General features: G+C 60.5%; 26 protein-coding genes and 1 pseudogene. 17 read left to right on the forward strand and 10 right to left on the reverse strand.

Annotated elements, in window-relative coordinates; translation table 11 throughout:
- Positions 1-386 (reverse strand): RidA family protein (locus N554_RS36355; RefSeq protein WP_036053966.1); only part of this gene is annotated, 386 nt, incomplete at its 3' end.
- A 342-nt stretch (positions 387-728) separates the two neighbouring features.
- Between N554_RS36355 and N554_RS0124330 the strand changes: the two genes are divergently transcribed.
- Positions 729-1,112: a cupin domain-containing protein gene (locus N554_RS0124330; protein ID WP_029585875.1), complete on the forward strand. Its 384-nt coding sequence runs from the start codon at positions 729-731 to the stop codon at positions 1,110-1,112.
- A gap of 1,123 nt (positions 1,113-2,235) precedes the next feature.
- Here the strand turns inward: N554_RS0124330 and N554_RS0124335 are convergent.
- Positions 2,236-3,030 (reverse strand): cobalamin-binding protein, encoded by a 795-nt coding sequence (locus N554_RS0124335; protein WP_029585876.1) that lies wholly within the window; start codon positions 3,028-3,030, stop codon positions 2,236-2,238.
- Positions 3,031-3,193: 163 nt separating this feature from the next.
- Here N554_RS0124335 and N554_RS0124340 point away from each other — a divergent pair, with 163 nt between their 5' ends.
- Both N554_RS0124340 and N554_RS0124345 read left to right on the forward strand, forming a co-directional pair.
- On the forward strand, positions 3,194-3,592 hold the full coding sequence (locus N554_RS0124340; RefSeq protein WP_029585877.1) for a PaaI family thioesterase: 399 nt from the start codon (positions 3,194-3,196) through the stop codon (positions 3,590-3,592).
- Positions 3,593-3,771: 179 nt separating this feature from the next.
- On the forward strand, positions 3,772-4,407 hold the full coding sequence (locus N554_RS0124345; RefSeq protein ID WP_029585878.1) for a GNAT family N-acetyltransferase: 636 nt from the start codon (positions 3,772-3,774) through the stop codon (positions 4,405-4,407).
- Positions 4,408-4,448: 41 nt separating this feature from the next.
- Here N554_RS0124345 and N554_RS0124350 read toward each other — a convergent pair whose 3' ends face one another.
- Together N554_RS0124350 and N554_RS0124360 are read right to left on the reverse strand one after the other, a co-directional pair.
- Positions 4,449-4,748, reverse strand: a complete 300-nt coding sequence (locus N554_RS0124350) for a hypothetical protein (protein WP_029585879.1) — start codon at positions 4,746-4,748, stop codon at positions 4,449-4,451.
- 171 nt (positions 4,749-4,919) lie between these two features.
- Complete coding sequence (locus N554_RS0124360; RefSeq protein ID WP_029585880.1) at positions 4,920-5,606, reverse strand: DUF2161 domain-containing phosphodiesterase; 687 nt, start codon at positions 5,604-5,606, stop codon at positions 4,920-4,922.
- Positions 5,607-5,870: 264 nt separating this feature from the next.
- On the opposite strand from N554_RS0124360, the gene N554_RS0124365 reads away from it, so the two are divergent.
- A complete protein-coding gene (locus tag N554_RS0124365) occupies positions 5,871-6,578 on the forward strand; it encodes a GrlR family regulatory protein (protein ID WP_029585881.1) in 708 nt (235 codons plus the stop codon).
- Positions 6,579-6,632: 54 nt separating this feature from the next.
- Here N554_RS0124365 and fabG read toward each other — a convergent pair whose 3' ends face one another.
- Positions 6,633-7,313: a 3-oxoacyl-ACP reductase FabG gene (gene fabG / locus N554_RS0124370; protein WP_029585882.1), complete on the reverse strand. Its 681-nt coding sequence runs from the start codon at positions 7,311-7,313 to the stop codon at positions 6,633-6,635.
- A gap of 123 nt (positions 7,314-7,436) precedes the next feature.
- On the opposite strand from fabG, the gene N554_RS0124375 reads away from it, so the two are divergent.
- Complete coding sequence (locus N554_RS0124375; RefSeq protein WP_029585883.1) at positions 7,437-8,147, forward strand: SGNH/GDSL hydrolase family protein; 711 nt, start codon at positions 7,437-7,439, stop codon at positions 8,145-8,147.
- Positions 8,148-8,230: 83 nt separating this feature from the next.
- On the forward strand, positions 8,231-8,428 hold the full coding sequence (locus N554_RS0124380; protein WP_029585884.1) for a hypothetical protein: 198 nt from the start codon (positions 8,231-8,233) through the stop codon (positions 8,426-8,428).
- 34 nt (positions 8,429-8,462) lie between these two features.
- Here N554_RS0124380 and N554_RS0124385 read toward each other — a convergent pair whose 3' ends face one another.
- Entirely contained in the window at positions 8,463-9,209 is a 747-nt protein-coding gene (locus N554_RS0124385; RefSeq protein ID WP_029585885.1) for a tyrosine-protein phosphatase, read from the reverse strand.
- 101 nt (positions 9,210-9,310) lie between these two features.
- Between N554_RS0124385 and N554_RS0124390 the strand changes: the two genes are divergently transcribed.
- On the forward strand, positions 9,311-9,622 hold the full coding sequence (locus N554_RS0124390) for an MliC family protein (RefSeq protein WP_029585886.1): 312 nt from the start codon (positions 9,311-9,313) through the stop codon (positions 9,620-9,622).
- 89 nt (positions 9,623-9,711) lie between these two features.
- Here the strand turns inward: N554_RS0124390 and N554_RS38735 are convergent, their stop codons facing one another.
- Positions 9,712-9,915, reverse strand: a complete 204-nt coding sequence (locus N554_RS38735) for a DUF2735 domain-containing protein (RefSeq protein ID WP_081851391.1) — start codon at positions 9,913-9,915, stop codon at positions 9,712-9,714.
- A gap of 548 nt (positions 9,916-10,463) precedes the next feature.
- Between N554_RS38735 and N554_RS0124395 the strand changes: the two genes are divergently transcribed.
- From N554_RS0124395 to N554_RS0124420, 6 genes are all read left to right on the forward strand, one after another.
- On the forward strand, positions 10,464-11,501 hold the full coding sequence (locus N554_RS0124395; RefSeq protein WP_029585887.1) for a glutamine synthetase beta-grasp domain-containing protein: 1,038 nt from the start codon (positions 10,464-10,466) through the stop codon (positions 11,499-11,501).
- A 144-nt stretch (positions 11,502-11,645) separates the two neighbouring features.
- Positions 11,646-12,332 carry a substrate-binding domain-containing protein gene (locus tag N554_RS0124400; RefSeq protein WP_029585888.1) on the forward strand — a complete coding sequence of 229 codons (687 nt, stop codon included), beginning with the start codon at positions 11,646-11,648 and terminating at the stop codon, positions 12,330-12,332.
- Positions 12,333-12,376: 44 nt separating this feature from the next.
- The gene (locus N554_RS0124405; protein WP_245283695.1) at positions 12,377-13,246 is read left to right on the forward strand and encodes a tetratricopeptide repeat protein; all 870 of its coding nucleotides are present in this window, start codon (positions 12,377-12,379) and stop codon (positions 13,244-13,246) included.
- A 17-nt stretch (positions 13,247-13,263) separates the two neighbouring features.
- Entirely contained in the window at positions 13,264-13,413 is a 150-nt protein-coding gene (locus tag N554_RS40260) for a hypothetical protein (protein WP_156042078.1), read from the forward strand.
- 105 nt (positions 13,414-13,518) lie between these two features.
- Positions 13,519-14,223: a hypothetical protein gene (locus tag N554_RS0124415; RefSeq protein WP_029585890.1), complete on the forward strand. Its 705-nt coding sequence runs from the start codon at positions 13,519-13,521 to the stop codon at positions 14,221-14,223.
- 57 nt (positions 14,224-14,280) lie between these two features.
- Entirely contained in the window at positions 14,281-14,871 is a 591-nt protein-coding gene (locus N554_RS0124420) for an NADPH-dependent FMN reductase (protein WP_029585891.1), read from the forward strand.
- 1,262 nt (positions 14,872-16,133) lie between these two features.
- On the opposite strand, the gene N554_RS0124430 is transcribed toward N554_RS0124420, so the two are convergent.
- A complete protein-coding gene (locus N554_RS0124430) occupies positions 16,134-16,721 on the reverse strand; it encodes a beta-class carbonic anhydrase (RefSeq protein WP_029585893.1) in 588 nt (195 codons plus the stop codon).
- A 601-nt stretch (positions 16,722-17,322) separates the two neighbouring features.
- Between N554_RS0124430 and N554_RS36360 the strand changes: the two are divergent.
- The 3 genes and pseudogenes from N554_RS36360 to N554_RS0124450 all read left to right on the forward strand — a co-directional run bounded on the left by N554_RS36360 (position 17,323) and on the right by N554_RS0124450 (position 21,222).
- Positions 17,323-18,434, forward strand: a pseudogene (locus tag N554_RS36360) (NADH:flavin oxidoreductase/NADH oxidase).
- 512 nt (positions 18,435-18,946) lie between these two features.
- A complete protein-coding gene (locus N554_RS37510) occupies positions 18,947-19,444 on the forward strand; it encodes a lipocalin-like domain-containing protein (protein WP_197033724.1) in 498 nt (165 codons plus the stop codon).
- Positions 19,445-20,022: 578 nt separating this feature from the next.
- On the forward strand, positions 20,023-21,222 hold the full coding sequence (locus N554_RS0124450; protein WP_029585895.1) for an adenylate/guanylate cyclase domain-containing protein: 1,200 nt from the start codon (positions 20,023-20,025) through the stop codon (positions 21,220-21,222).
- A 255-nt stretch (positions 21,223-21,477) separates the two neighbouring features.
- On the opposite strand, the gene N554_RS41135 is transcribed toward N554_RS0124450, so the two are convergent.
- The gene (locus N554_RS41135; RefSeq protein ID WP_197033726.1) at positions 21,478-21,648 is read right to left on the reverse strand and encodes a hypothetical protein; all 171 of its coding nucleotides are present in this window, start codon (positions 21,646-21,648) and stop codon (positions 21,478-21,480) included.
- Between the two features lie 146 nt (positions 21,649-21,794).
- Between N554_RS41135 and N554_RS0124460 the strand changes: the two genes are divergently transcribed.
- Positions 21,795-22,094 (forward strand): hypothetical protein, encoded by a 300-nt coding sequence (locus tag N554_RS0124460; protein WP_156042080.1) that lies wholly within the window; start codon positions 21,795-21,797, stop codon positions 22,092-22,094.
- Positions 22,095-22,130: 36 nt separating this feature from the next.
- Here N554_RS0124460 and N554_RS0124465 read toward each other — a convergent pair whose 3' ends face one another.
- Positions 22,131-23,099 carry an SIR2 family protein gene (locus tag N554_RS0124465; RefSeq protein ID WP_051677677.1) on the reverse strand — a complete coding sequence of 323 codons (969 nt, stop codon included), beginning with the start codon at positions 23,097-23,099 and terminating at the stop codon, positions 22,131-22,133.
- Between the last annotated feature and the right edge of the window lie 2 nt (positions 23,100-23,101).

The raw sequence follows: 23,101 nt of genomic DNA on the forward strand, positions 1-23,101 counted from the left end.
GCGTTTACCATGCCCTGGACTCGCACAACCCTTTTCACTCGATCGAGGCTGCCGAGGGTCTGGCGAACGTTAGCTAACATGACCAAACCGACTAGCCGAGCGGCTTGATATCCCTGCTCAGTTGTAAGCTCGGTTCCAACCTTTCCGATGATCACCTTGCCGTCGGTATTTCGGGGGCCAACGCCCGACATAAACAAAAGATTGCCGACCTGAACGCCGTTGCTGTAATTCGCTACAGGTCGTGATTCATATTTCGTGACATCTATTCCCATCGCCTTCAATTTGGCTTCGGGACCGGCTTTGTCTTGCGCTCGGACAGAATCGAACGTGCCGAACACCGATGCGGCAATGAACATCGATGCGGTTATGGCAAGTAAGGCCCTCATGACCTCCTCCATCTGACTGCTGGGTACTGCCGTCGATCCGATCTTATTGCGCTGCAGACCCGTGCAATAGTCGAAAATAGAGAACCGGCTCAACAGAGCCGTTTTTTGATGCTTCGCACAATCGCCGTTTTGCGGCTCCGCTGGTGTTCGCGAGTAGGCATCGCTTCCGCTTTTGGCACATTTCGGACGTCACCGATCACGCTGACGATGTCCGCTCATCGGGGTAGACCAGACATCCCGGCTGCGCCAGCCGAGGTTCGGAAATGACCCAATTCGGACCTAGACGCTTCTTATGCGGTCATGGAAATGTGGTGTGGCGTAACTCAAGGAACGGAGGCGATGATGAAGTGTCTGCGCGTTTACTCTACAGCGGACGGCGAGTCCCACTTCGATGAGGTCGAAATCCCGACAACCTCTCGACAGGTTCACCCCAATGCTGCGGCATTCGAAGTGTCGGCGAAGTACGCGGCGTCAAACATCCGTTTCACGCGCATTCCGTCGGGTGTGCGACAGGTAGATTGGCATACAGTGCCGGAGCGCGTACTGACAGTGCGGCTCGATGGATCGGCGGAATACCAGACAAGTGACGGCGATGAGAGGCTCGTACCGGCCGGTAGCTTCGTCTTGTTTGAGGACGTTGATGGCAAGGGACACAAATCGCGACACTCGCCCGAAGAGCAAACGGTCATCTGGATCAGTCTGCCGCAAGGTCTCGACAACCCTTGACGTCGAGTGGCAATGATCGCCGAACCGGTTTGGCCCGACCCTATGACTGTTGATGGCACTTTTCGGACGTCAGCAATCACGCTGACGATGTCCGTACATTGAGGTAATCCCGCTGACCTTCAAGCCGTAACTCCGACAGTCTGCCATGGCTGCTCGTGCGCGGGCAGCGCCGACACCCTGCCGTGGGCGGAGCGGCATCTGGACTAGGCACACGTTCGCCCTTGAAGGTACAACGGACGTACCCGGTACGAACTGGGACACTCCCGAGTTGGCTGTTTCCCGATCACAAACTGGAAATTCCTCCTACCATCAACGCCCTGATCAACTGGCTGAACGAACCGTGATCTGCGAACCTGACAAGTCCGGAATGCGGACCAAAGGGGACGACCGCCGACCACGCTAAAAAATGACTAGCAGTTGGTCGTCACCATTTCGCCAGCGAGATGACGTTGCTCGCGGCCGGATGCGGTGCCGCGCGGGGCTGGCGGAAGGGGTGGGATTCGAACCGACGGTAGAATTGTGGCTGCGGCAAAACAACCCGACGGGCAAGCTTTCACTTTCGCCGTCGGGCAAATCACGTTTAGGACTCCCGCCATCCTGTCCCCGAGGTAGGGGCGTTGGCCATCGTCACCGAACGTTGGGATGGGATGCGGTGGACGCGGCGGCGTTGGGCGCGTGATGTGGTCGCAGGGCGGGTTGGCGAAAGACCCGTGAGCGGCCGAACGGCGCGCAGACGAACGATGCTTTCGCGTACGGCAAAACCGTGTGGTCCTGGCACCCGTTGCTGGTGCTAAGTCGGCGGAGGCGCGTCGGCCCAACCGGGCTTAGACAATCCATATCCGCCGATGACGGTGACAAAACGAATTCGTCGCCGAGGAGAGCGCGGCATAAGCCGTAAAGCCATTGCGCAGGGAATGCCGGATTGCCTCCGCTGAACCTGTATGCTCGTGTGCGTTTTCGTTACCTGTTTTGCACGCGAGACCGCGGGTGCAGCGCGCATCCGGCATTCCTTGCTCCCTCCTGTTTGAGGGACCACGACACGCAAACCTCGGGCGCCTCCCGCCGCGAGAATGCGGACGTGTATCCGCTGTTTGAAATTCGAATCGAATTCCCGGCTCGATGTTCAGGAGCTTGGTGGTGCGGGCCACAACGCCTTCACGATCGCATCCAGCCCATCGGTCAACGCGGCCGGCCCCGGCTGCAGGATTAGCGGCGACTTGATCTCGACGATGCGGTCGTTGGCGACCGCAGGGATATCGCTCCAGCCCGGCCGCTGTCGGATCCGGTCCGGCACCACCTTCTTGCCGCACCATGACGCCAGGATCACGTCCGGCGCTGTCGCGCGGACGGCATCGGGCGCGATGATCCGGTCCTTGGCGGCCTGCTGAAACCTTAGGTTCGGCAGCGCGTCTTCGCCGCCGGCGATCTCGATCAACTCGGAAACCCAGCCGATGCCGCTGATCAGCGGATCGTCCCATTCCTCGAAATAAACTTTTGGTTTTGCATCCGGCCGCGGTGTCGCCGCGATCGTTGCGAGACGCCTCTCATAGCCGGCCGCGAGTTGATCGGCGCGCTCGGCCGCGCCGATCAGCGCGCCCAGGGTGCGGATCATCGCCAGGATGCCCGCGATGTCGCGCTGGTTGAAGACATGGATGGCGACGCCGGCGCGCACCAGATCGGCGACGATGGCCGCCTGCAGATCCGAGAAAGCCAGCACGAGGTCCGGCTCCAGCGCCATGATTTTCGGAATGTCGGCCGAGATGAACGCCGATACCCGCGGCTTCTCGCGCCGGACCTGCGGCGGCCGCACCGCGTAGCCGGAGACGCCGACAATCCGGTCCTGCTCGCCAAGCAGATATAGCGTCTCCACGGTTTCTTCGGTGAGACACACGATACGGCGGGGAGGGAACTGGCGCATGACCGACGATATGGAGAACAATGGATGGTTTGTCACGCCCCGCCGGCAACGTCATGCCGGGCTTTACCTCACACGTAATCGTTTCAAAAACTGTTTTTGACGAAGATTGATGGATGCGCGGGTCGAGCCCGCGTATGACTGGAGCAAACGGGAGCCGCCGATCATGACGCCGCTTGAAAAATTGAACTCGATGAAGATGCCTTTCGCGGAATTGAAAGGCGTGACCTTCACCGAAGCCGGGAAGGATCGCGTGGTGGCGCGGATGCTGGTACGGCCGGACCTCTGCACCCTCGGGCATATCATTCATGGCGGCGCGATCATGGCGCTGGCGGATTCGGTTGGCGCCGCGGCGACCGTGATCAATTTGCCTGAGGATGCGAAGGGCACCACTACCATCGAGAGCAAGACCAATTTCATCGGCGGCGCCAAGGAGGGAGCGACGGTTATCGCCACTGCGACGCCGGTGCATCGCGGACGACGCACCCAGGTCTGGCAGACGCGGCTGGAGACCGAGGATGGCAAGCTCGTCGCGGTGGTGACCCAGACGCAAATGGTGCTCTGAGGGGTGTTAGCTTCGCGCCCCCTGAATGGTTAACGGAATCGCGTGGTCAATGAACATGTCGCGACATCGTGCCGCCTAATTGAGGCGAGACGCCGGCTTGAATTTTATGCTGCGACGCACAATATTCGGACTCTAGGGATTCGACGCCTCCTCGAGGGCAATCCAAGAGGAGTTTTCACGTGAGCCACCAAGACACTGCGCGGCCGGCGCCCGCCAAGGGCACCGTTCGAACGCTGCGTCAGCAGGAAGAATTGCCGCTGCTGCGCGATCATCTCTGGAGACTCGATCCGGCGAGCCGTTATGACCGCTTTCACGGGTTCATGGACGATGATTTCATCGAGCGCTACGCCGCAAAATGCGCGGACGACGGCACTGTCATCATCGCCTATATCGAGGACGGCGTCGTACGCGGCGCAGCGGAACTGCATCCGCCGGACCAGTCGCCCGACGCACTGCCGGAGATCGCCTTCAGCGTCGAGAAGACCGTGCGACGCCAAGGCGTCGGCAGCATCCTGTTCAAGAAGCTGATCGCGGAGGCGCGATCGAAGGGCTATCAGTCCTTGCGGATTACGACCGGCGCGCAAAACCACGCGATGCGCGCGCTTGCCAACAAATTTGGCGCGCACCTGGTTTTCCGCTACGGCGAATCCACCGGAACCATCGATCTAGAGCAGCAACCGGAGCCACAATTTGCGCGGCTTGCGATCACGACACCGATCGATGCGGCACGCGCCATGCTGAACCTCAACCGCGCGTGCTGGCAGTTGTATCTCGGAATGTATGGTCTGGGCCGGACAGCAGAGCGTTACAAATAGGTGCGCTTTGCCGCTGCGCGAATGGCCATCGCGAAGCGCACCTAGGCGGTGCGCTTGTCGTTGCCGAATTTCCTGGTCACCCGGCGTTCGACCACGACCGAGCGCTGCGCGCCTTGTTCGCCGGCGATGACGCGGGTCGAAGAGCGCGCGGATGTGCGCGCGGCCTTCTTCACCTCGGCCTGCACCGATTCGATCGGGAGCCCCATCAGCGAAGCGGCGATTTCAGCCTGCGCTTCCTGGTCGTCGGTAATGCCGATCGCGGCAAAAATGGCTTCTTCCAGCGTCGGCGGATCGCGCCGAACGCGCCGCGTGCCATACTTCGTATTCCAGTCTTCGCTCATCGGGGCCTCTCGTCTGATCCCCATAACTAGGAGCCATCATGCTGCATTGCAATATGAAATTGGTGTGGCAATCCAGCTATGCATCCACCGATTTGTCCACCGATTCGAGGGAATCTTCTCGCGCCGTCACGCTGCCGGTCACTGCGATCATCCTGCCCCCCATCGCCATCGTCATGGAATTGAGTCGCCGGCACCGGCAAAGTCTATGGCCTGCTGCGGCCAGCGCTTCAGCGCGGCACGTCCGGCATCGGTCAGCACATAGATGCCGCGCTCGGCGCGATCGAACCAGCCGTAGACATTGTGCAGCAGAATTTTCGGGGCGTCCGGAATCTCAGGCTTGAGATCCCGCACCCGCCGCGGCCCTCGTGACAGCGCCGACGCGCAGGCCAGCGCCTGCTGGCGATAGGCCGTCATGATCGGTGCGCGCGTGCTCCCGCCCAACGCCGGATCGCCGATGCGGCGTCGATGCTCGGCGACGAGGCGGGAACGCTTTTTGGGATCGCGGCGCGGGCTTGTCGTGGGCGGCTTGACGAGCACCTCAACATCGCCGGTGTTGGTGACCGCGAGCATGCCGAAGCCGAGCCGGCGGCAGAGATTGCGGTAGCGCGCGTCGCTCTCGCGCCCCTTGCCCCGCGCAGATATTTTGGCGGCAAGCCACACCTCGTCGCAGGCGCCGGCGCGGTCGACCGCCTGCAGAACCAATTCAAGATTGAAGGAAAGCTTCAATTCGCCGATCACAACAATGGGAGGATCGTCGCCGCTCAGCGCCACCAGGTCACAGCCGCCGACCTCGCCCTTGACCGTGAAGCCGAGGTTTTCGAGGAAGCGTTTGACGGGCAGATAAAGCGCAGTTTCCAAGGGAGCTCCGTGTCGCCGGCGCGACTCAGTGGCTCCAGTTTAGCAGGGATCGCTGATAGCGCAGACCCGGGATTTGACTAGGGCAGCGCCGGAACGGCTATCCTATGCCGGGAGCGAACGGGCGCGCACGACAAACAAAGCATTCAGTTCAAAATTGAAGCTGCGGTTGTTCATCCCGGACTGAGCGGACGCCCCGCTATCTGCCGTTGTGGGAAATCGGTGGAGGCCGTAGGTTGCAGGCCCGGATGGTGGGCCGGAGCGGCAATGCTGAAGGGACTTTACAAGGTGGAGATGCACACGGTGCATGGTTCGCGCCGCGGCGTTCTCTATGCGTATGACGGCAAGATGATGGGCGGCAATTCGGCTTTCGCGTTCATCGGGACCTACCAGGAGACCGATAGTGGCGAGGTTATGGTCGACATATCGACGGTGCGCCACAATGAGGATCCGAACTTCCAGCCCTTGTTCAGGGCCGACCAGATCACGCTGACGCTCAGAGGCAACAAGCGGGGCGAGCAATATTTTTTCGAAGGCGGCACCACGCAATCGCCCGGCGTTGCCTTCAACTCGGTGATGACCCCTATCAGCGAAGATGCTGCACCGCCGGCACTTCCGGTCGGACACGGTGGTATATGCAACGGCGTTTATTCCATTCATATCCGGATGTTTGACGGCATCGACGGTGGCAACACCGGCGTCATGGTGCTGCACGAGGGCCGGATACGCGGTGGCGACGCGTTCTTCGATTATGTCGGCTCCTACATTTGCGCGAACGGCAGGTGGAAGGGCGAGCTCGTCAACCACGAGCACACGCCGAGCCAGGGCGAGCGGCCGGTGTTCGGCGGCTACGAGGTCGGCATCGGCTTTTCCGGCACCTACACGGATGACGGCGCGGTCGCAGAAGCGACTGCGCTCGTCGGCAAGCGCAGCATTCGCTTTAGCGCAGTCTTGAAAAAGCTGGCTGAGGCGTGAGGTCTCAGCCGATCAACCGATCGTAATCGGCGTGCGACCCGAGAGTGCGGGAGTTCACACCCGCCCGCTCACGGGGAGCAGCGCGCCGGTGACAGCGCTGGCGGCGTCGCTTGCAAGGAACAGGATGACGTTCGCCAGTTCTTCCGGCGTCACCCATTTTCCGAAATCCGCTTTCGGCATGCTGGCGCGATTGGCGGGCGTATCGATCGTCGACGGCAGCACGGCGTTGACCGTGATCTTGCCTTTCCACTCGGCGGCAAGCGCTTCGGTGAGGCGATGCACGCCCGCCTTGGAAGCGGCGTAGGCGCCCATGCCGGCGCCTGCTTGCAGCGCGCCCATCGCGCCGACATTGACGATCCGCCCGGAGGAGGAAGCCGCGAGATGCGGGAGCGCCGATTGCGACGCATTGAGCGCAGTCAGCACATTGAGCGCATACATGCGCTGCCAGGTTTTCGGATCGCCCTCGGCGACGGCCTCGAACGCAAAGCTGCCGGCGATATTGATCAGCGCATCCAGCCTGCCGAAATGCGACGCCACCGCGTCGATGGCGTTTTTGGCCTGCGCCGCATCGGACAAATCGACGCCGCCGAGTTCGACGCGATTTGCTGTCGTCGGAACCTGCGATGCCGCGTGGTTTATGCCGGCCACCCGTGCGCCCCGCGCAAGCGCCGCCTCCGCGACCACCTTGCCGAGCGCGCCCGAGGCGCCGGTCACGACAACGACTTTTTGATCCATGATCGGTCTCCAGGCCAAGGGAAGGGGCTCACACTCTATCGCCACGCGAAATTCATTTGCAATGCTGCGAAATCTTGCGCCCGATGTGGTTTCACGGGGTCGCTTCTGAAAGCGGATGTTCACATGCCCGACGATTTTCCGAGATGCGAGATAGCCCCCAGCCTTATCCGGTTCGACCGTCCGCTCTTTCACCTGGCAAAACAGCTCGAAGGCGCAGGGCCTATCAACATAGTGGCGATCGGGTCGTCATCGACCGCTGGCGAAGGTACGATTCCGCCCTATCCGGAAAGGCTGCAGACGCGGCTCCGGCTTCGCTTTCCTGGTCGTGCGATTGACGTGATCAACAAGGGCCAAGGCGGCGAGGAGGCGGCGGCAGAGTTCAAACGGTTTGATGAGGATGTCATCAGGCGAGCGCCGGTCCTCACCATCTGGCAAGTCGGCACCAATGCGATTTTCCATGACGGCTACGATCTGGACGACGTTGCGGCGGCGATTGACTCCGGCCTGAAGCGGTTGAGCGCCCTTGCGATGGACGTGGTGCTCATGGACCTGCAATACGCGCCGGCAATCCTCCAGCCCGGAAAGATCGCGGGCACCCACCGCATGGTCGATCTGATCTCAGATGCCGCGAAAAAGGCCGGCATCAACGTATTTCGCCGGTTCGTCCTGATGCGGCGTTGGAACAAGGACTGCAATATTCCTATCGATCAGATGATTAATCCCGCCGACGGTCTGCACCAGACGGACTGGTGCACCAACTGCGTCGCACAGGCGCTCGATGCCCTCATTTCGGATGCCGCGGCGAGGGCTTACCCGATCATCCCAACTCATTAAAATTTGCCGGATTTTTGTAAGCGAACGGCAGAACAGCCCCGCTATAGGTGAGGCTGTTCAATCCACGGGCTGGGAACACCACAATGAGATATTTACCTGACCACGGTTTACCGCTTGTTCAGCTTAAGGAGCAGCGGCGTGATCTGATTGTCGCGCTGCAAAATCGGAATGGCCCGGTCGGCGGCTGGGAGCTGATGCAGATCGCCGCGGTTCAACAGGCGATTTCGGCATGCGAGGACGTCATCGCCGACCTCGACGCTGAAATGGAAGCTGCCGCGTAGGGCAATTCGATCTTTCGCCTCAAACGAAAGGAGTTCAGGACTCCAGGTAGCGCGCCTGCAGGCTTGCGCGTTCGCTCGCCCGGAGCCCTAACCCCTCGCTAAAATAGTTTTTGAGGTTGCCGTAATCGGCGGTGATGGCGTCGAATGCTGCAGCTAAGAACGAAGCTTCCACCGACGCCAACACCTGCTTGACGTCCTCGGGAAGGTCAGAGCTCGCCGACGGGTCGCGCCGATAGAAGCGGTTGGTCAGTAGATAATCCTCGGCAATCAGATCGTCCGGTACGCCGAGCGCATGCAGGATCAGTGCGCAGGCGAAACCGGTGCGATCCTTGCCGGCGGTACAATGAATCACCAGCGGCGCGTGGTCCTCAAGCAGATGCGCGAACAGCGTGCGGAAACTTTGCGTGTTGTGGCGTACGTAGTTGCGATACGAATCCTGCATTACCTCCAGCGCATCCGCTGATGACAGCGGGACGCCGCTGGCAAGGCGCGCCCGCAGCGCGGCAACGACGGTCGGCTCGACCGGCAGCGAATGAACCGTGATCTCGGCAAGACCGCACATGGCGGCAACGCGCTCCTCGGCGCCGCGAAAATCAAATGCGCTCTTCAGCCCCAGCAGCCGTACAACCTCGATATCCGCCTCGGTGAGATGACCAAGATGGTTGGAACGGAAGATCTGCCGCCAGCGGACTACGCGGCCATCTCTGGTGGAATAGCCCCCGAGGTCGCGGAAATTGCTGGCGCCGGCGAGATTGAGGTGGCGGGCAGGTGAATCTGACATGGCATAAGCTTAAGCCGGCCTCTGCGGCGGAGAAATGACCCGAACGGCGTATCGCCTGAGCGACCGGGTTCGGTGTATAATTAACTTTCCCGGGGGCGAACATGAATTGGCGAAAGATCTCGATTTTCGGTGCGGCGTTGTTTGTTGCCGGAGTTGCAACCGGCACATCAGCCGCGTTCGCGCAGACGTTCCAGAGCTATCGGTGCACCGACGGCTCGCAGTTTATTGTCGGATTTTTTCAATACGACCCGCGTGCCCATCTGCAGATCGATGGCAAGGCGGTGACGCTCGCCAAACGTCTGGCCTTATCGGGCTCGCGTTATTCGGGCGGCGGCGTCACGTTGAAAATCACCAAGCGGGCCACCACGATCAAGCACGGCAAGCGGCCGACCACGGCGTGCGAGCTGACATGAAAAAGGGCCGAAACGTTTTCGTTTCGACCCTCTTTCTTTCCGCTTCGGATATCGCGCCAAGGACCCGCAAGGCATTGGCCCCGTCGGCATCAGCGCTCCCGCCCCGGCTTGGGCTCCTGAAAAGCTGTATTAATTGCCGCTTCATGGTACCAGCAGCCGGCTTCGTACACGTAAGAGAAATCAGGATCCGTAGCGGGCTTGGTTTCCTCGGAGCGACCTCCGCCGAGAGCCGAGCGACCCCCGGCAGGGAATTGGTAGATTTTGGCGGGCCCGTGATTCAAACTCGTATTCATCGTGGCTCTCCTTGCGTCGAGGCATCCCAACGGATGCTGCGCTCGACTCGTTCTCGACTGGTTATTTAACCCGATATCGTCTGTGCTCTCCGCTCGTGCAACCTGATGAAAACAAAATCATTCGCTGTATAAATTATAGGCACTTTTGCCGTTGCTCCCGAGAAAGCCACCGCTAGCCGGCTAACGCCCAGGTGATCGCCAAGGTTGCGGGAGCGGTTGGCTTTCTGGAGGATTATTGCCGCGGAGTGCCCAGGCTTTAGTCGTAGCGGCAGACCGGGATCCGAAGTGCTTCGGAATCAGGCGTAGTTCTCCGCCTGAGGCCGATCCGCGCGGCTCCCGCCGACACCAACCCGCGCGGCTTTGCCGCACCTCACATGGGCTCCGGCGCCGGGTCGCGGAAGGAGATCTCCCCTGTGGCGGGCGTTCTGCAGCGCCCGCTTTTGGCACTTTAATTGCTTGGCAAGGAGCGGCCGATGATGGCCGGGTACGCTTGTGGTGACCGGAATTTTCATTCCCACCTTCGCATCATCAACTCATGAGAGAGGTCAATGACCAAGTTTAAACTCGAGTATATCTGGCTCGACGGATACACGCCGACGCCGAATTTGCGCGGCAAAACGCAGATCAAGGAATTCAATTCATTTCCGACGCTGGAGCAGCTTCCGCTGTGGGGCTTCGACGGAAGCTCGACCATGCAGGCCGAAGGCCACAGCTCCGATTGCGTGTTGAAGCCGGTCGCGGTTTATCCGGACGGTGCGCGCACCAATGGCGCGCTGGTGATGTGCGAAGTGATGATGCCCGACGGCAAGACCCCGCACCCCACGAACAAGCGCGCCGCCATTCTCGATGATGAAGGCGCCTGGTTCGGCTTTGAGCAGGAATATTTCTTCTACAAGGACGGCCGTCCGCTCGGCTTCCCGTCGAGCGGCTATCCCGCGCCGCAGGGGCCGTATTACACCGGCGTCGGCTACAAGAACGTCGGCGACATCGCCCGCAAGATGGTGGAAGAGCATCTCGACCTCTGCCTCACGGCCGGCATCAACCACGAAGGCATCAACGCCGAAGTCGCCAAGGGCCAGTGGGAATTCCAGATCTTCGGCAAGGGCTCCAAGCGCGCCGCCGATGAGATGTGGATGGCCCGCTACCTGATGCTACGGCTGACCGAAAAGTACGGCGTCGACATCGAATTCCACTGCAAGCCGCTCGGCGACACCGACTGGAACGGCTCCGGCATGCACGCCAACTTCTCCACCAGATTGATGCGCGAGGTGGGCGGCAAGGAATATTTCGAGAAGCTGATGGAAGCGTTCAAACAGAGCCGCGCCGAGCACATCGCGGTCTACGGCCCGGACAACCACATGCGTCTGACCGGCAAGCACGAGACGGCGTCGATCGATACCTTCAGCTATGGTATCGCCGATCGCGGCGCCTCGATCCGCGTGCCGCACTCCTTCGTCAATAACGGCTACAAGGGCTATCTGGAAGATCGCCGCCCGAACTCGCAAGGCGACCCCTACCAGATCGCGTCCCAAATCCTCAAGACCATCGCTTCCGTTCCGACCGCCGCCAAAGCGGTCGCGGCTTAAGTGCTCTACGATACGGCCCGGATGTCCGGGCCGCCAATCTGATCCGCCAAGGCGCAACGCGTTTTGGCGGATCATTGCGTTTTGCCGGGTCTTGATCCCTGATGCGCCTGGTGTAGCCGGCAAACCCGGGACCAAGGATCGCCGATGGAAAATGTCGTTCGCCTGCTCTCGACGCTCGCCCTGATGGGTGCCGTGCGCAGCCTTGCCGGGCGATACCAGGCGGCCGGCGGGGCGCGCATCGATGCCGATTTCGCGCCGACGCTTGGAATACTGGATCGTCTGCGCAGCGGCGAGGGCGCCGACGTCGTCATTCTGACACGGGAGGCCCTCGATGATCTCGCGGCGCAGGGAATCGTGGTTGCCGAGAGTCGCCTCGATCTGGCGCGTTCCTTTGTCGGTATCGCGGTGAAGGCCGGCGCCGATCATCCTGACATCGCAACCGAACCCGCGCTGCGCGCGGCGCTGCTCGGTGCCCGATCGGTGGCGTATTCGCGCATCGGCGCCAGCGGCATTTTCTTTGCGCAACTCATCGAGCGATTAGGGATCGCCCCCGAGATCAATGCGCGTGCCCGCATCATTCCTTCCGGCTTTACCGCCGAACTTCTTGTCACCGGAGAGGCCGAACTCGCGGTACAGCAGATCAGCGAGCTGAAGCAGGTCGGGGGTATTGAAGTGGTCGGAGCGATCCCGCTCGAATTGCAAACTGCTGCGGTGTTCTCCGCCGGGCGCCTGGCGGCGTCAAAGAGAGTGGCGCAATCCGACGCGCTTCTGAAATATCTGGCCTCATCGGAGGTCGCGCCGCTGCTGCGCGCGTCCGGGCTCGAGCCTTGAATCCGCCCGCACTTGGAAGCTAACCTCTCTCCAGCATGTGCGTCATGATGAAACGATCCCAGGTGCTTTCGTCGGCTGCGATCGGCCGGATCGCCTTTTCGGCGATTGCGATCGCGGCGGCTATCCCTTTGACCAATCCCTCGCGTGTCAACGCGCAATCGGCCGATCTCGTGCTGTGCGACCGGGTCGCCGCCGATCCCGCCGATCCGGACAAACCGGCCGACGTCAAGGGTACGCCCGACGTCGCGCCATCGGATGTCGCGACCGCGATCAAATATTGCAAAGTCGCCGCCGGCTCGTCGCGGCGCGCGCTCTATCAATTGGGCCGCGCCTATGCCGCCAACGGGCAATTGCCGGAAGCGATCGGCGCTTGGCGCAAGGCGGCCGACAAGGGCTCGACCTCGGCGATGGTCGAACTCGGCGTGCTCTATGGAACGGGCGCGGGCGTTGCGAGGGATGAAGCGCAGGCGCGCAGACTGTTCGAACGCGCCGCGCAAGCCGGCAATCCGCGTGGCGTGACCAATCTCGCGGCGCTTGGTGGCGGTGGCAGTGCGTCGTCGGATCCCGGGAGAGCCAGAGAGCTGTTGGCGAAAGCCGCCGAGACCAATGCCGAGGCGCAGTATCAGCTCGGACTGATGATGGCGGACGGCACGGGCGGGACCAGGGACGATGCCGGGGCGCGCAACCTGTTCGAAAAGGCGGCCGCGCAAAATCACGCCGGCGCGCTGGAGCGGCTGGGCGCGTTCACCCAGGAGGGCCGCGGCGGGCCGAAGGATTCCGCCGCCGCCAAAACCTATTACGAAAGAGCCGCAGCGCTCGGCGACGAAGACGCCAAGAAGGCGCTTGAACGCCTGCGATGTCCATACGTGATCAAGGACAAGCGCGGGAATGTCGTGACCAACCTTTGTTTTTAGGCGGAGGCAATCGTCCCATGATCCGCAAATTGAGGTCAGGCGAATATCGGCTCTATTCACGGAAGGTGAATCCGAAAACCGGCAAGCGCCGCAATCTCGGCACCTTCAAATCCCGGGCGGCGGCGGAAAAGCACGAGCGGGAAATTCAGTATTTCAAGCGGCATTAGGCCTTTTGCAAGCCTCCAAACCTGCGCCCAAACGCCTGATATACCGGTTTCCCCGGCGGTGCTATCTGGTAGATAGAGATGGGATATGGCTGGCGGGTAGCTGCAGTGTTGGACGGACTTTACAAGGCTGAGTACGGCATAAACAACGCGTTTGGCCGCAGCGTGATGTGCATGCATGCCGGCAAGTTGCTGGGCGGCAATTCCGCCTTCGCCCATCTCGGCAGCTATCGAGAGCGCGACGGCGGCATCGACGCCGAGGTCATCACCGAGCGGCATAATGATGATCCCAATTACAAGCCGCTGATGGGCGCCGACGTCGCCGCGTTCAGCCTGCGGGGCAAGTCGCAAGGCAACACCATCCGCCTTGAGGGCAGCGCGACGCCGATGCCCGGCGCACTGTTCTGGGCGGTGTTGACGCGGCTCGATGACAAAGCCCTTCCGCCTGTCGGCGCGGTCGGGCAGGGCGGCATCGTCAACGGGCTCTATTCCATTCACCTGCGCACCCTCGATGGCATCGACGGCGGCCTGTCCGGCGTCATGCTGCTGCTTGACGGCCGCATTCTCGGCGGCGACGCCTTCTTTTATTATCTCGGCTCCTACACCAGCGCGAACGGCCGCTGGAAAGGCGAAATCGTCAACCAGGAGCATACCCCGGCGAAAGGCGAGAATCCGGTGTTCGGCGGCCGTGAGGTCGGCATCGGTTTTTCCGGCACCTGCAACGAGCAAGGCGCCGAACTGGAAGCCATCGCGCTTGCGGGCAAGCGCAGCATTCGATTGACCGCCGTGCTGAAGCTGATGCGCCCGGCATAGCAACAAAGCCCGGATCACCCCGATCATGTCGGGGAAGGGCATGATAGTGTGGATGCCATGACCCATCGCATTCTCGTGTTCTACGGCTCCTATCGGTCCGATCGCACGGGCATCCGTCTGGCGCAATTCGTCGTCGAAGGCCTGCGCGGCCGCGGCGAGGATGTCGAACTGATCGACGCCAAGGCGGTAGGCCTGCCGATGCTGGACCGGATGTACAAGGAGTATCCGAAAGGCGCGGCGCCTGCCGTGCTGGAAAAACTCGCAGGCCAAATTCGCGACGCCGACGGTTTTGTCTTTATCACCGGCGAATACAATTGGGGCGTCCAGCCAGGCCTCAAAAATCTCACCGATCATTTTCTCGAGGAGTGGTTCTGGCGTCCCGCCGCCATCGCCAGCTATTCGGCCGGCCGTTTCGCGGGCGCGCGCGCCGCAACCGCGTGGCACGGCACGCTCTCCGAGATGGGCATGGTGGTGATTTCGAGCAGCATCGCGGCAGGGACTATTTCGCAAACGTTGTCCGCGGACGGCAAGCCGATCGGCGAGGGCGGCAAAGCGCTGGAGCGCGCGTTTCCACGCTTCGCCGATGATCTGATGTGGTGGATCGAGGCGGCGAAGCTGCAGCGGGCGAGAAAAGCACCGCCGTATTGAGTTTCGTCCGGTGCAAGTTTTGGTAGGCCGCAGATGCGCGCCCGATGACAGGCTCCGCGAAGCAATCCATTTCGCTAAAAGAAAGAATGGATTGCTTCGTCGCGTCCGCCTTCGCTTGTTGAGATACGGCGGACAAGTCGCTCTTCGCAATGACGTCAAGAGTCGTCATACCCCGCGCATGCGGGGTATCCAGTACGCCGCGGCCTCTCGTTTCCATCATCAATGTCTCTGGAATACTGGATCGTCCGCCTTCGCGGACGATGACAACTGGGGCACGACGCCGTCGTACTCGGTGCATTACCAACGATTCACATTTCAAACAGCCAAGGCGCATTGAATTTTGAGCCGGTCATTGCGAGCGAAGCGAAGCAATCCACAGCCCGAGCAACGGTGACAATGGATTGCTTCGTCGCTTCGCTCCTCGCAATGACATCAAGAGTCGTCATACCCCGCGGATGCGGGGTATCCAGTACGCCGCGGCCTCTCGTTTCCATCATCAATGTCTCTGGAATACTGGATCGTCCGCTGGAGCCTGTCATCGGGCGGCGCTATGCGCCGACCCGTTGGCGGACGATGACGGGTGGGAGGGTCGCGACGCAAATCCGCATTCTCGCGGCGCGCTGCGCCCGAGCTTTGCGTCGATTTTCACCCTCGAGAAACAAGAGGGCGCAGGGAAAGCCGGATGCGCGCTGCACCCGCGGTCTCGTGTGCAAGATGCACATAGAAAAACGCACACGAGCATACAGGTTCAGCGGAGGCAATCCGGCTTTCCCTGCGCGATGGGTTACGGCTTATTTCGCGCTCTCCCCGGTGACCGGGCTTTCTTGCCACCGTCATCCCTGAGAAACTTGTTTCTCAAGAACTTGACGCCAGCGTCGGGGCGTCAGGACCACACGGCTTCACCGTCCGCCACAGCAGCATTCGTCATGCGCCGCCATCGCGTCCACCGCATCCCACCGCGCGTTCGTGACGATCGCGAGCCGCCCCTCTCATCGGGTGAGACACGCGGAGCTATAGAGATGATTTGCCCGACGAGTTAAGCGGAATGTTTTTGCGCGAAGGGCTCGACAGGGTTTGGTGATTTGCCCGTCGGGTTGTTTTGTCGCGGTTCGGGGCCGGAAGATTTCGCTTGCGCGCGAGGCGAAGCAGGACCGTAGGGCGCAATAGCCGCCGGGTCCGCGCTTCGCGCGGCCCGAGACAGGCTCCGCATATTGCGCCGATCGGTATGAAGACATCGCGGAATACGCCTTCGCTATTCCGCGCTACGGGCTGCCCGCCGCGCTCGCCTCGGCGACCTCGTCGAGCTTGCCGGTCTTGACGTCATAGATGAAGCCGCAAATCGGGATGTGTTTCGGCACCAGCGGATGACTGCGAATTCGCTGGACATCCTCGGTGACGCTTTTGGCGTTGTCCTTGAAGGTGTGCCAGTGGATGTAATGACCGGCGACGGAGCCGCCGCCGTGCTTCGGATTCGACCAGGTCTTGCCGTCGAACTGCGCGGTTTCAAGGTTGTCTTCCAGCAGAGTCCCGATGATCTCCCCGGTAAACAGCTGCATTCCGCAATCGCTGTGGTGCACGACGAACCATTCCTGGGTGCCGAGCAGCTTATGGGAAATAACCAGCGAGCGAATGGCATCGTCCGATGCTCGGCCGCCCGCATTGCGGATGACGTGGGCGTCGCCTTCGGCCAAGCCGGCGTATTTTGCGGGATCGAGCCGGGCGTCCATGCAGGTGAGGATGGCGAAGCGGCGGGCAGGCGGGAGCGCCAGTTTTCCCTTGTCTCCGAAGTTTTTCGCGTAATCCCTGTTGGCGGAAACGACCTCATCGTAAGTCCTGCTTGGCTTGGCCATGAAATTCGTCCTCATTGCGGTTGCGTTGCTGGATGATCTGCGCTGCGGCTCAAAAGTTGGCGGTGCGCCCAGATTGGGGATTGGAGCGAGCGGCGTGGGAGCGGTCAAGGAAACGGAAATTTGTAATTTACGCGAAGTCGCTATGTCCTTGCTTGGAACCGTGGTGAGCGGCAGAAGATTTTCGTTTTCCGGTCAATCGTTCTGTTGGGGCGATGGGCGCCGCAGGACCGTAGGGCGCAATAGCCCCCGGGTCCGCCCTTCGCGCGGCCCGAGGACAGGCTCCGCGTATTGCGCCGACCTGCGTGTATAACTTGGCGGAATACGCTTCGCTATTCCGCCCTGCGAGTTGTTCCGCCCTACGAGCTAATCCGCCTTTCGCGATGGTTGCCGAGACAGTCATCGGTCGATTTGTAGCGAGGCGCATCCCGAGCACGTGAGGTGATCCGCGGCCGCGCGGAACCATACCTGCACGGGACGCTTGAATGTTCTGTCGTGGCCGCAGTTTCGCGTTCCTGGCCTAGAGCCAATTGGAGCGGCTAACTCTCGCCTGTCGCTCGTCCCGCCCGGTCGCGTTCTTTACGATGAACATGGAGAAGTTGGCATGAGCATGCTGTTCACACCGCTTCGGTTCGGCTCCGTCGAGTTGCCCAACCGCATTGTCATCGCGCCGATGTGCCAGTACTCGGCCGTCGATGGCTGCATGACCGACTGGCACCTCATCCATCTCGGCCATCTCGCGCTCTCGGGTGCGGCGTTGCTGACCATCGAGGCGACCGCCGTCCTGCCCGAGGGACGGATCACCTACGCCGATGTGGGACTCTGGGACGACGCCACGGAAGCCGCGATCGCCAGGACCTTGGAGAGCATCCGGCGCTGGTCCGGCATGCGGGTCGCCATTCAACTGTCGCATGCCGGCCGCAAGGCCTCGACGGAGGTTCCGTGGAAGGGCGAGATACAGATCCCACCCGATCAAGCCAATGGCTGGCAGACGGTCGCGCCCTCCGCGATCCCGTACGAAGACGGCGAGCACCCGCCGGTCGCGCTCGATCGGCACGGCCTGACGCAGGTGCGTGAGGCTTTCGTCGCCGCGGCTCAGCGCGCCGTGCGGCTCGGAGTCGATGCCGTCCAGCTTCACGCCGCCCACGGCTATCTGCTGCACCAGTTCCTCTCGCCGCTCTCCAACCGGCGCGACGATGAGTATGGTGGCAGCCTGGAGAATCGCATGCGCTTTCCGCTCGAAGTCTTCGATGCGGTGCGCGCCGTCTTCCCGCCCGAGCGTCCGGTTACGATGCGCGTGTCCGGCACCGACTGGGCGGACGGCGGCTGGGACATCGGCCAGACCATCGCGTTTGCGCAGGCGCTGGAGGCGCGCGGATGCGCCGCCATTCACGTCTCGAGCGGCGGTCTCACGCCGTCTCAGCAGATTCCGGTCGGTCCGAGCTATCAGGTTCCCAGGTTCCCCTCGCGCGCGCCGTGAGAAGCAATACGCGGATGCCCGTGATCGCCGTCGGGCTCATTACCGAGTTTGAGCAGGCCGAAGCCATTGTCGGTACCGGCGATGCCGACCTGATCGCGCTGGCGCGGACGGTTCTCTACAACCCGCGCTGGCCATGGCATGCCGCCGCGCACTTCGGTGCGCAAGTGAAAGTGCCCGACCAGTATCTGAGGTCACAGCCGCGGCAATATCCCGACCTGTTCGACATCGGGCACTAAAATGCCGTCGGCAGTTCGCCATCGACGGGAGTAGATAGAATCAAGCATCAGGCCTGAGCCGTTCCGACCTGTGAGATCGTCGCAATGACGACAAACAATGCAATTCCCGATTCAATTTTCAAACAGCCTCAACGCAAGGGGTTTTTGGCATAACGGATTGAGCGAATGCTTTGGGAGTAAGGCCGCAAGGCGGCAGGGCCCTTTCGCAAACGTGTCTGCGGACGGCAAGCCGATCGGAGAGGGAGTAGGCGTGGAAATATCAGGCGGCTCGAATCCTAATCAAACGACAACCCAATATTGCTTCAGCATGCCCAAGGCGATAGCGTCGGCCATCATGCCGGGACATGTCGAAATCACCGTGCGGTAGACAACGCGAGTGCCGTCGTCAGGCATTGTTCTTGAAGGAGGCCGCACTTTTTTGTCGGTCTCATGTTCTCCGAAATGCAAGCCATTGGCGCGCAATAAGTGGGGCGTTGCTGCGCCTTCACAACTTACCTTCTTGGGAGGACGCTATGAAGCGCACTTTGTTCTCCGCAATAGGCCTCTCTTTCCTTCTGACGTGGGCTCAGCCAGCGACAGCGCAGGATTTGGCCTCCCAGCTCGTTGGAGTGTGGAAATTCACTAGCCAAAGCACCAAAGAAGTAGCGACAGGCAAGATTAGCCATCCCTACGGGGAGAAGCCGACTGGCCATGCCGTATACACGAAGGGCGGACACGTTGCCTTTGTCCTTGTCGGCGACAACCGCAAAGCTCCCGCGGGGGCCGGTACCACCGACGCCGAACGTATCAACTTGTTCAACACGATGGCCGCCGCCAGTGGGACCTATAAGGTCGAAGGCAATACCATAATCGCGAGCTACGCGGCGTCATGGAACCAGACATGGACCGGCATTACTTCAAAGCGCCAGTTCGAGATAGTGGGAAATAAGCTGACGTTGACATCGGCGCCGGCCAAAGACATGGCTGGCCAAGACATCGTCTTTGTCGTGACCTACGAACGAGTCGAGTAGGGCGTAGGATGGGTTGAGCCCTTTGCGAAACCCATCGAGGCATGAATAGTAATTGATGGGTATCGCTCCGCTCAACCCATCCTACGGGCTGCGCATACGAAAGGCCGTTCGTCGGCTGCATGATAATTCAAACTGCGGCAGGTCCGAGTTGACCCGCAACGGGAATTGCCAAAGGCGAGTCATGGGCTGAACGGGAGTGCGCAGCGCGCACCATCTGGCGCATCCCGTAGGATGGGTTGAGCCCTTTGCGAAACCCATCGAGGCATGAATAGTAATTGATGGGTATCGCTCCGCTCAACCCATCCTACGGGCTGCGCATACGAAAGGCCGTTCGTCGGCTGCATGATAATTCAAACTGCGGCAGGTCCGAGTTGACCCGCAACGGGAATTGCCAAAGGCGAGTCATGGGTTGAACGGGAGGGCGCAGCGCTACCGCTGCGTCCTCCGTTCCGGACACGCGGCAACCCTCCGACAGCCCGATGCGCGCAGGAAGATTGCAGCGGACTCCGTTGACGCCGTCGAGCGGGGACACGACATATCCTGTACCGTCGACCCAGGTCACTGCTCAGGAGCAAGTTATGGACGCGTCGCCAAACATCGATCCCGTCTCCGCGCATTCTTACAGCGACGTTGTGCGCTGGCTGACAAACGACACGCGCGATCAGCGCTTCATTGACAATATTTTCGCTGAGCTGTGTGTCCGGCTCCAGCAAGCGGGCATTCCCGTCAAGCGGGCGTCGCTTCATATCCTGATCTACCATCCGCAGTGGCTTGGCGCCCGGATCATGTGGACCGACGGGATGCGCGAGGCCGAGCTTGCGAGAGTTGACTACGATGTCAGGGAGCGATCCGAATATATCGATAGTCCCGCCAACGAAATCCATGACGGCGCCACCGAGGTGCGCGAGAATCTCGAACGCGATCCCTCGCTTGGCCGCAAGCACGCCGTCTATGACGAGATGCGGGCGAAAGGCCTGACCGACTATGTCGCGTGGCCGCTGTACCATACGCTCGGCAAGCGGCATATCGTGACCTTTGCAACCGACCGGCCCGGAGGTTTCGACGACGCGCATATCGCCGGCCTGTTGAAGCTGTTGCCGGTTCTGGCGCTGGTCAGTGAAATCCGTGTCAAGAACCGGCTGGCGCGAACGCTGCTCGAAACCTATGTCGGATCGCACGCCGGCGAACTCATTCTGGCCGGCGCCACCAGGCGCGGAAGCGGGACGACGGTACGCGCCGCCATCATGATCTGCGATCTGCGTGATTTCACCCGGATCTCCGACAACTGGCCGCGCGATGACGTCATTGATCTTCTGAACGGCTATTTTGACGCGATGTCGGAGCCGATCGCGCGACATGGCGGGGAAATACTGAAATTCATCGGCGACGGTCTGCTCGCCATTTTTCCGCTCAGCCAGCCGTCGGCCTGCGCAAAACTGCTGCATGCCGTGACCGAAGCCCGTCAGGCCATGACTGCCCTGAACGAAAGGAACGGCGAAACCGGTCGTGCGCCGCTGAATTACGGCATCGGCGTCCACGTCGGAGACGTCATGTACGGCAATATCGGCTCGCGCACCCGGCTCGACTTCACCGTCATCGGTCCTGCGGTCAACATGGCTTCGCGTCTCGAAACCCTCACCAAACAATTGGGGAGAACGGTGCTGCTGTCCCGCGCGTTCGCCGACTTCGTCGAAAGCGATTTCGATCTCGAACGCGTCGGCGAATATCCGGTGCGCGGCTTCAATGACCCAATCGAGCTGTTTGCGTATCACGGCTGAATGGCGGTCTGTCGCCCGGGTGCCGAGCCGCTCAGGGACAATCACGATCAGGATCCGGCACAACCGCTCCCGGATGGCCAGATTTTTCCGCTTCCTCTACTGCGAGCCTTACGTAGTGCAGTGATTGGTCGAGCAGCCCCCTGTAAAACAGACAGCGCGCCATGCGTCCAGCTCCACGCCGCCCACGGCTATCTGCTGCACCAGTTCCTCTCGCCGCTCTCCAACCGGCGCGACGTGCCCGACCAGTATCTGAGGTCACAGCCGCGGCAATATCCCGACCTGTCCGACATCGGGCACTAAAAATGCCGTCGGCAGTTCACCATCGACGGGAGTAGGGTGCGCGCCGTCATGCCGGTGGCAGAGCGGCGCATGAGGGTGATGGTGTGCCTGCTCGCGGAGAGCCATGGCTTGATGGGACTCGGCCATGGCTCTTCCTTCGGTCGGATCGGCCACGGCCATCTCTGAGCCCTTGGCCTCCGACATCCCGCTAGCCAATGATGGCGAATGAATCTAAGTTGGGCAACAACATGAAAGTATCCTTGTCTAGACTGTTTAGGCTGATGAAATTTATCGTGCCCGCCCTCTATATCGCGGGAGCAATGGTTATCTGGCTGGCTTTTTATAGAACGAACCCTGATGGCCTTGCCAATATTTGGATTGCAATCTACACGTTTCCATTTTTCATAATCGGCACCTTTCTACTGGGAGGCGAGTTCCCATATGTGCCTGGCCGCTACTATGAAGCGCACGCCCTCTACTTCTGGCCAAGTGTAGCCCTTTTGGCTCTTGCACTATTTTTCATTTTCCATGCCTTGCAGAAAATCGTCCAACCCGCCGTCCCAGTGGACGCGCAAAAGGCCGCGCGCCACTGAACTGATTGCGATTTCCGCCTCAGATAGAATCAAGCATCAGGCCTGAGCCGTTCCGACCTGTGAGATCGTCATCGCGAGCCAACGGGTCCGCGCTTCGCGTGGCCCGAGGATAAACTCCGCGTATTGCGCCGACCCGGATTGTGCAATATGGCGGATTAGGTCTAGAATATGCTCGTCTGCGAACGAGAATCCAAAAGAAAACAGAGCGACGTTCTGCTGGTCGAACGCGCGTGAGAATAATCTGAGAAGATCGTAATAGACGCGTTCTAGAAGGGTGGCATGGAATTTTCGTAGATTTGGCAGAATGAGAAAGTGTTCCTTTAGGAAGGCATCTACTTTTGCTGGGTCCACCGTATCTGTCGATGAAAGCGGAGGAACAGGCTCGGTTTCTAGTACCAAGCGGTCCGAGCGCTTGCGCCATGACAGAGAGCCATGGAGTTTGATGAGATTTATGGTCGGAATCTCTATTTGATGGCTGTAGAACGTGCCAGATCGATAGGTTCGGTCGAAATAGCGCTCTGGCGCAAAGGTTGGGAGTCCGATTACAGACGATCTGTCGAAGCCATCGTTCAACACCAGTCCGGGAATTCGGCTCGCCGCATACTCAAGAAACATGTCGTAGTTGGTAGTAAAAATGTTGGCTTGCCTTGGGAGAAGAATATTTTTTCGCGCAAAGAGAATTTTGTCGATAGACGATAGGAAATTAATATAGCTCCTTCTAACTTTCACAATAGCTGGAGGAGGAGCGGGGCCCCAGGTAGTTGAGAGTCTGGAATTTACGGCGCTAATTGCCGTAATGAACTCGAGGCTCTTCTTATTGGCTTCAGCATCATTGTTTGCGGCCAACAAGGCGTTGATGTCAGCTTCGATATTTCCTGCAGTTTTGATTGCGGGAGCTGAAGCTCCTGATCCGATCAGGAAATTCAGATTTCCGGATTGAAGGTAGGGTTCCAAAAATTGTGCCGCTGGCTCATTTTCAGAATTGAGATTGACTATTTCGGGCATCC

The sequence above is a fragment of the Bradyrhizobium sp. URHD0069 genome (assembly GCF_000701345.1).
Taxonomy (GTDB): domain Bacteria; phylum Pseudomonadota; class Alphaproteobacteria; order Rhizobiales; family Xanthobacteraceae; genus Bradyrhizobium.

Coding starts and splice junctions, on each gene's coding strand:
- N554_RS0124350 (WP_029585879.1), bottom strand. CDS start 4,748: ATGAGCGAAGACTGGAATACGAAGTATGGCACGCGGCGCGTTCGGCGC.
- N554_RS0124340 (WP_029585877.1), top strand. CDS start 3,194: ATGACGCCGCTTGAAAAATTGAACTCGATGAAGATGCCTTTCGCGGAA.
- N554_RS0124365 (WP_029585881.1), top strand. CDS start 5,871: ATGCTGAAGGGACTTTACAAGGTGGAGATGCACACGGTGCATGGTTCG.
- N554_RS0124400 (WP_029585888.1), top strand. CDS start 11,646: ATGGAAAATGTCGTTCGCCTGCTCTCGACGCTCGCCCTGATGGGTGCC.
- N554_RS0124390 (WP_029585886.1), top strand. CDS start 9,311: ATGAATTGGCGAAAGATCTCGATTTTCGGTGCGGCGTTGTTTGTTGCC.
- N554_RS0124420 (WP_029585891.1), top strand. CDS start 14,281: ATGACCCATCGCATTCTCGTGTTCTACGGCTCCTATCGGTCCGATCGC.
- N554_RS0124380 (WP_029585884.1), top strand. CDS start 8,231: ATGAGATATTTACCTGACCACGGTTTACCGCTTGTTCAGCTTAAGGAG.
- N554_RS40260 (WP_156042078.1), top strand. CDS start 13,264: ATGATCCGCAAATTGAGGTCAGGCGAATATCGGCTCTATTCACGGAAG.
- N554_RS0124395 (WP_029585887.1), top strand. CDS start 10,464: ATGACCAAGTTTAAACTCGAGTATATCTGGCTCGACGGATACACGCCG.
- N554_RS0124335 (WP_029585876.1), bottom strand. CDS start 3,030: ATGCGCCAGTTCCCTCCCCGCCGTATCGTGTGTCTCACCGAAGAAACC.
- N554_RS0124375 (WP_029585883.1), top strand. CDS start 7,437: ATGCCCGACGATTTTCCGAGATGCGAGATAGCCCCCAGCCTTATCCGG.
- N554_RS41135 (WP_197033726.1), bottom strand. CDS start 21,648: ATGGCCGAGTCCCATCAAGCCATGGCTCTCCGCGAGCAGGCACACCAT.
- N554_RS0124385 (WP_029585885.1), bottom strand. CDS start 9,209: ATGTCAGATTCACCTGCCCGCCACCTCAATCTCGCCGGCGCCAGCAAT.
- fabG (WP_029585882.1), bottom strand. CDS start 7,313: ATGGATCAAAAAGTCGTTGTCGTGACCGGCGCCTCGGGCGCGCTCGGC.
- N554_RS0124405 (WP_245283695.1), top strand. CDS start 12,377: ATGATGAAACGATCCCAGGTGCTTTCGTCGGCTGCGATCGGCCGGATC.
- N554_RS0124430 (WP_029585893.1), bottom strand. CDS start 16,721: ATGGCCAAGCCAAGCAGGACTTACGATGAGGTCGTTTCCGCCAACAGG.
- N554_RS0124330 (WP_029585875.1), top strand. CDS start 729: ATGAAGTGTCTGCGCGTTTACTCTACAGCGGACGGCGAGTCCCACTTC.
- N554_RS37510 (WP_197033724.1), top strand. CDS start 18,947: ATGAAGCGCACTTTGTTCTCCGCAATAGGCCTCTCTTTCCTTCTGACG.
- N554_RS0124465 (WP_051677677.1), bottom strand. CDS start 23,099: ATGCCCGAAATAGTCAATCTCAATTCTGAAAATGAGCCAGCGGCACAA.
- N554_RS0124450 (WP_029585895.1), top strand. CDS start 20,023: ATGGACGCGTCGCCAAACATCGATCCCGTCTCCGCGCATTCTTACAGC.
- N554_RS38735 (WP_081851391.1), bottom strand. CDS start 9,915: ATGAATACGAGTTTGAATCACGGGCCCGCCAAAATCTACCAATTCCCT.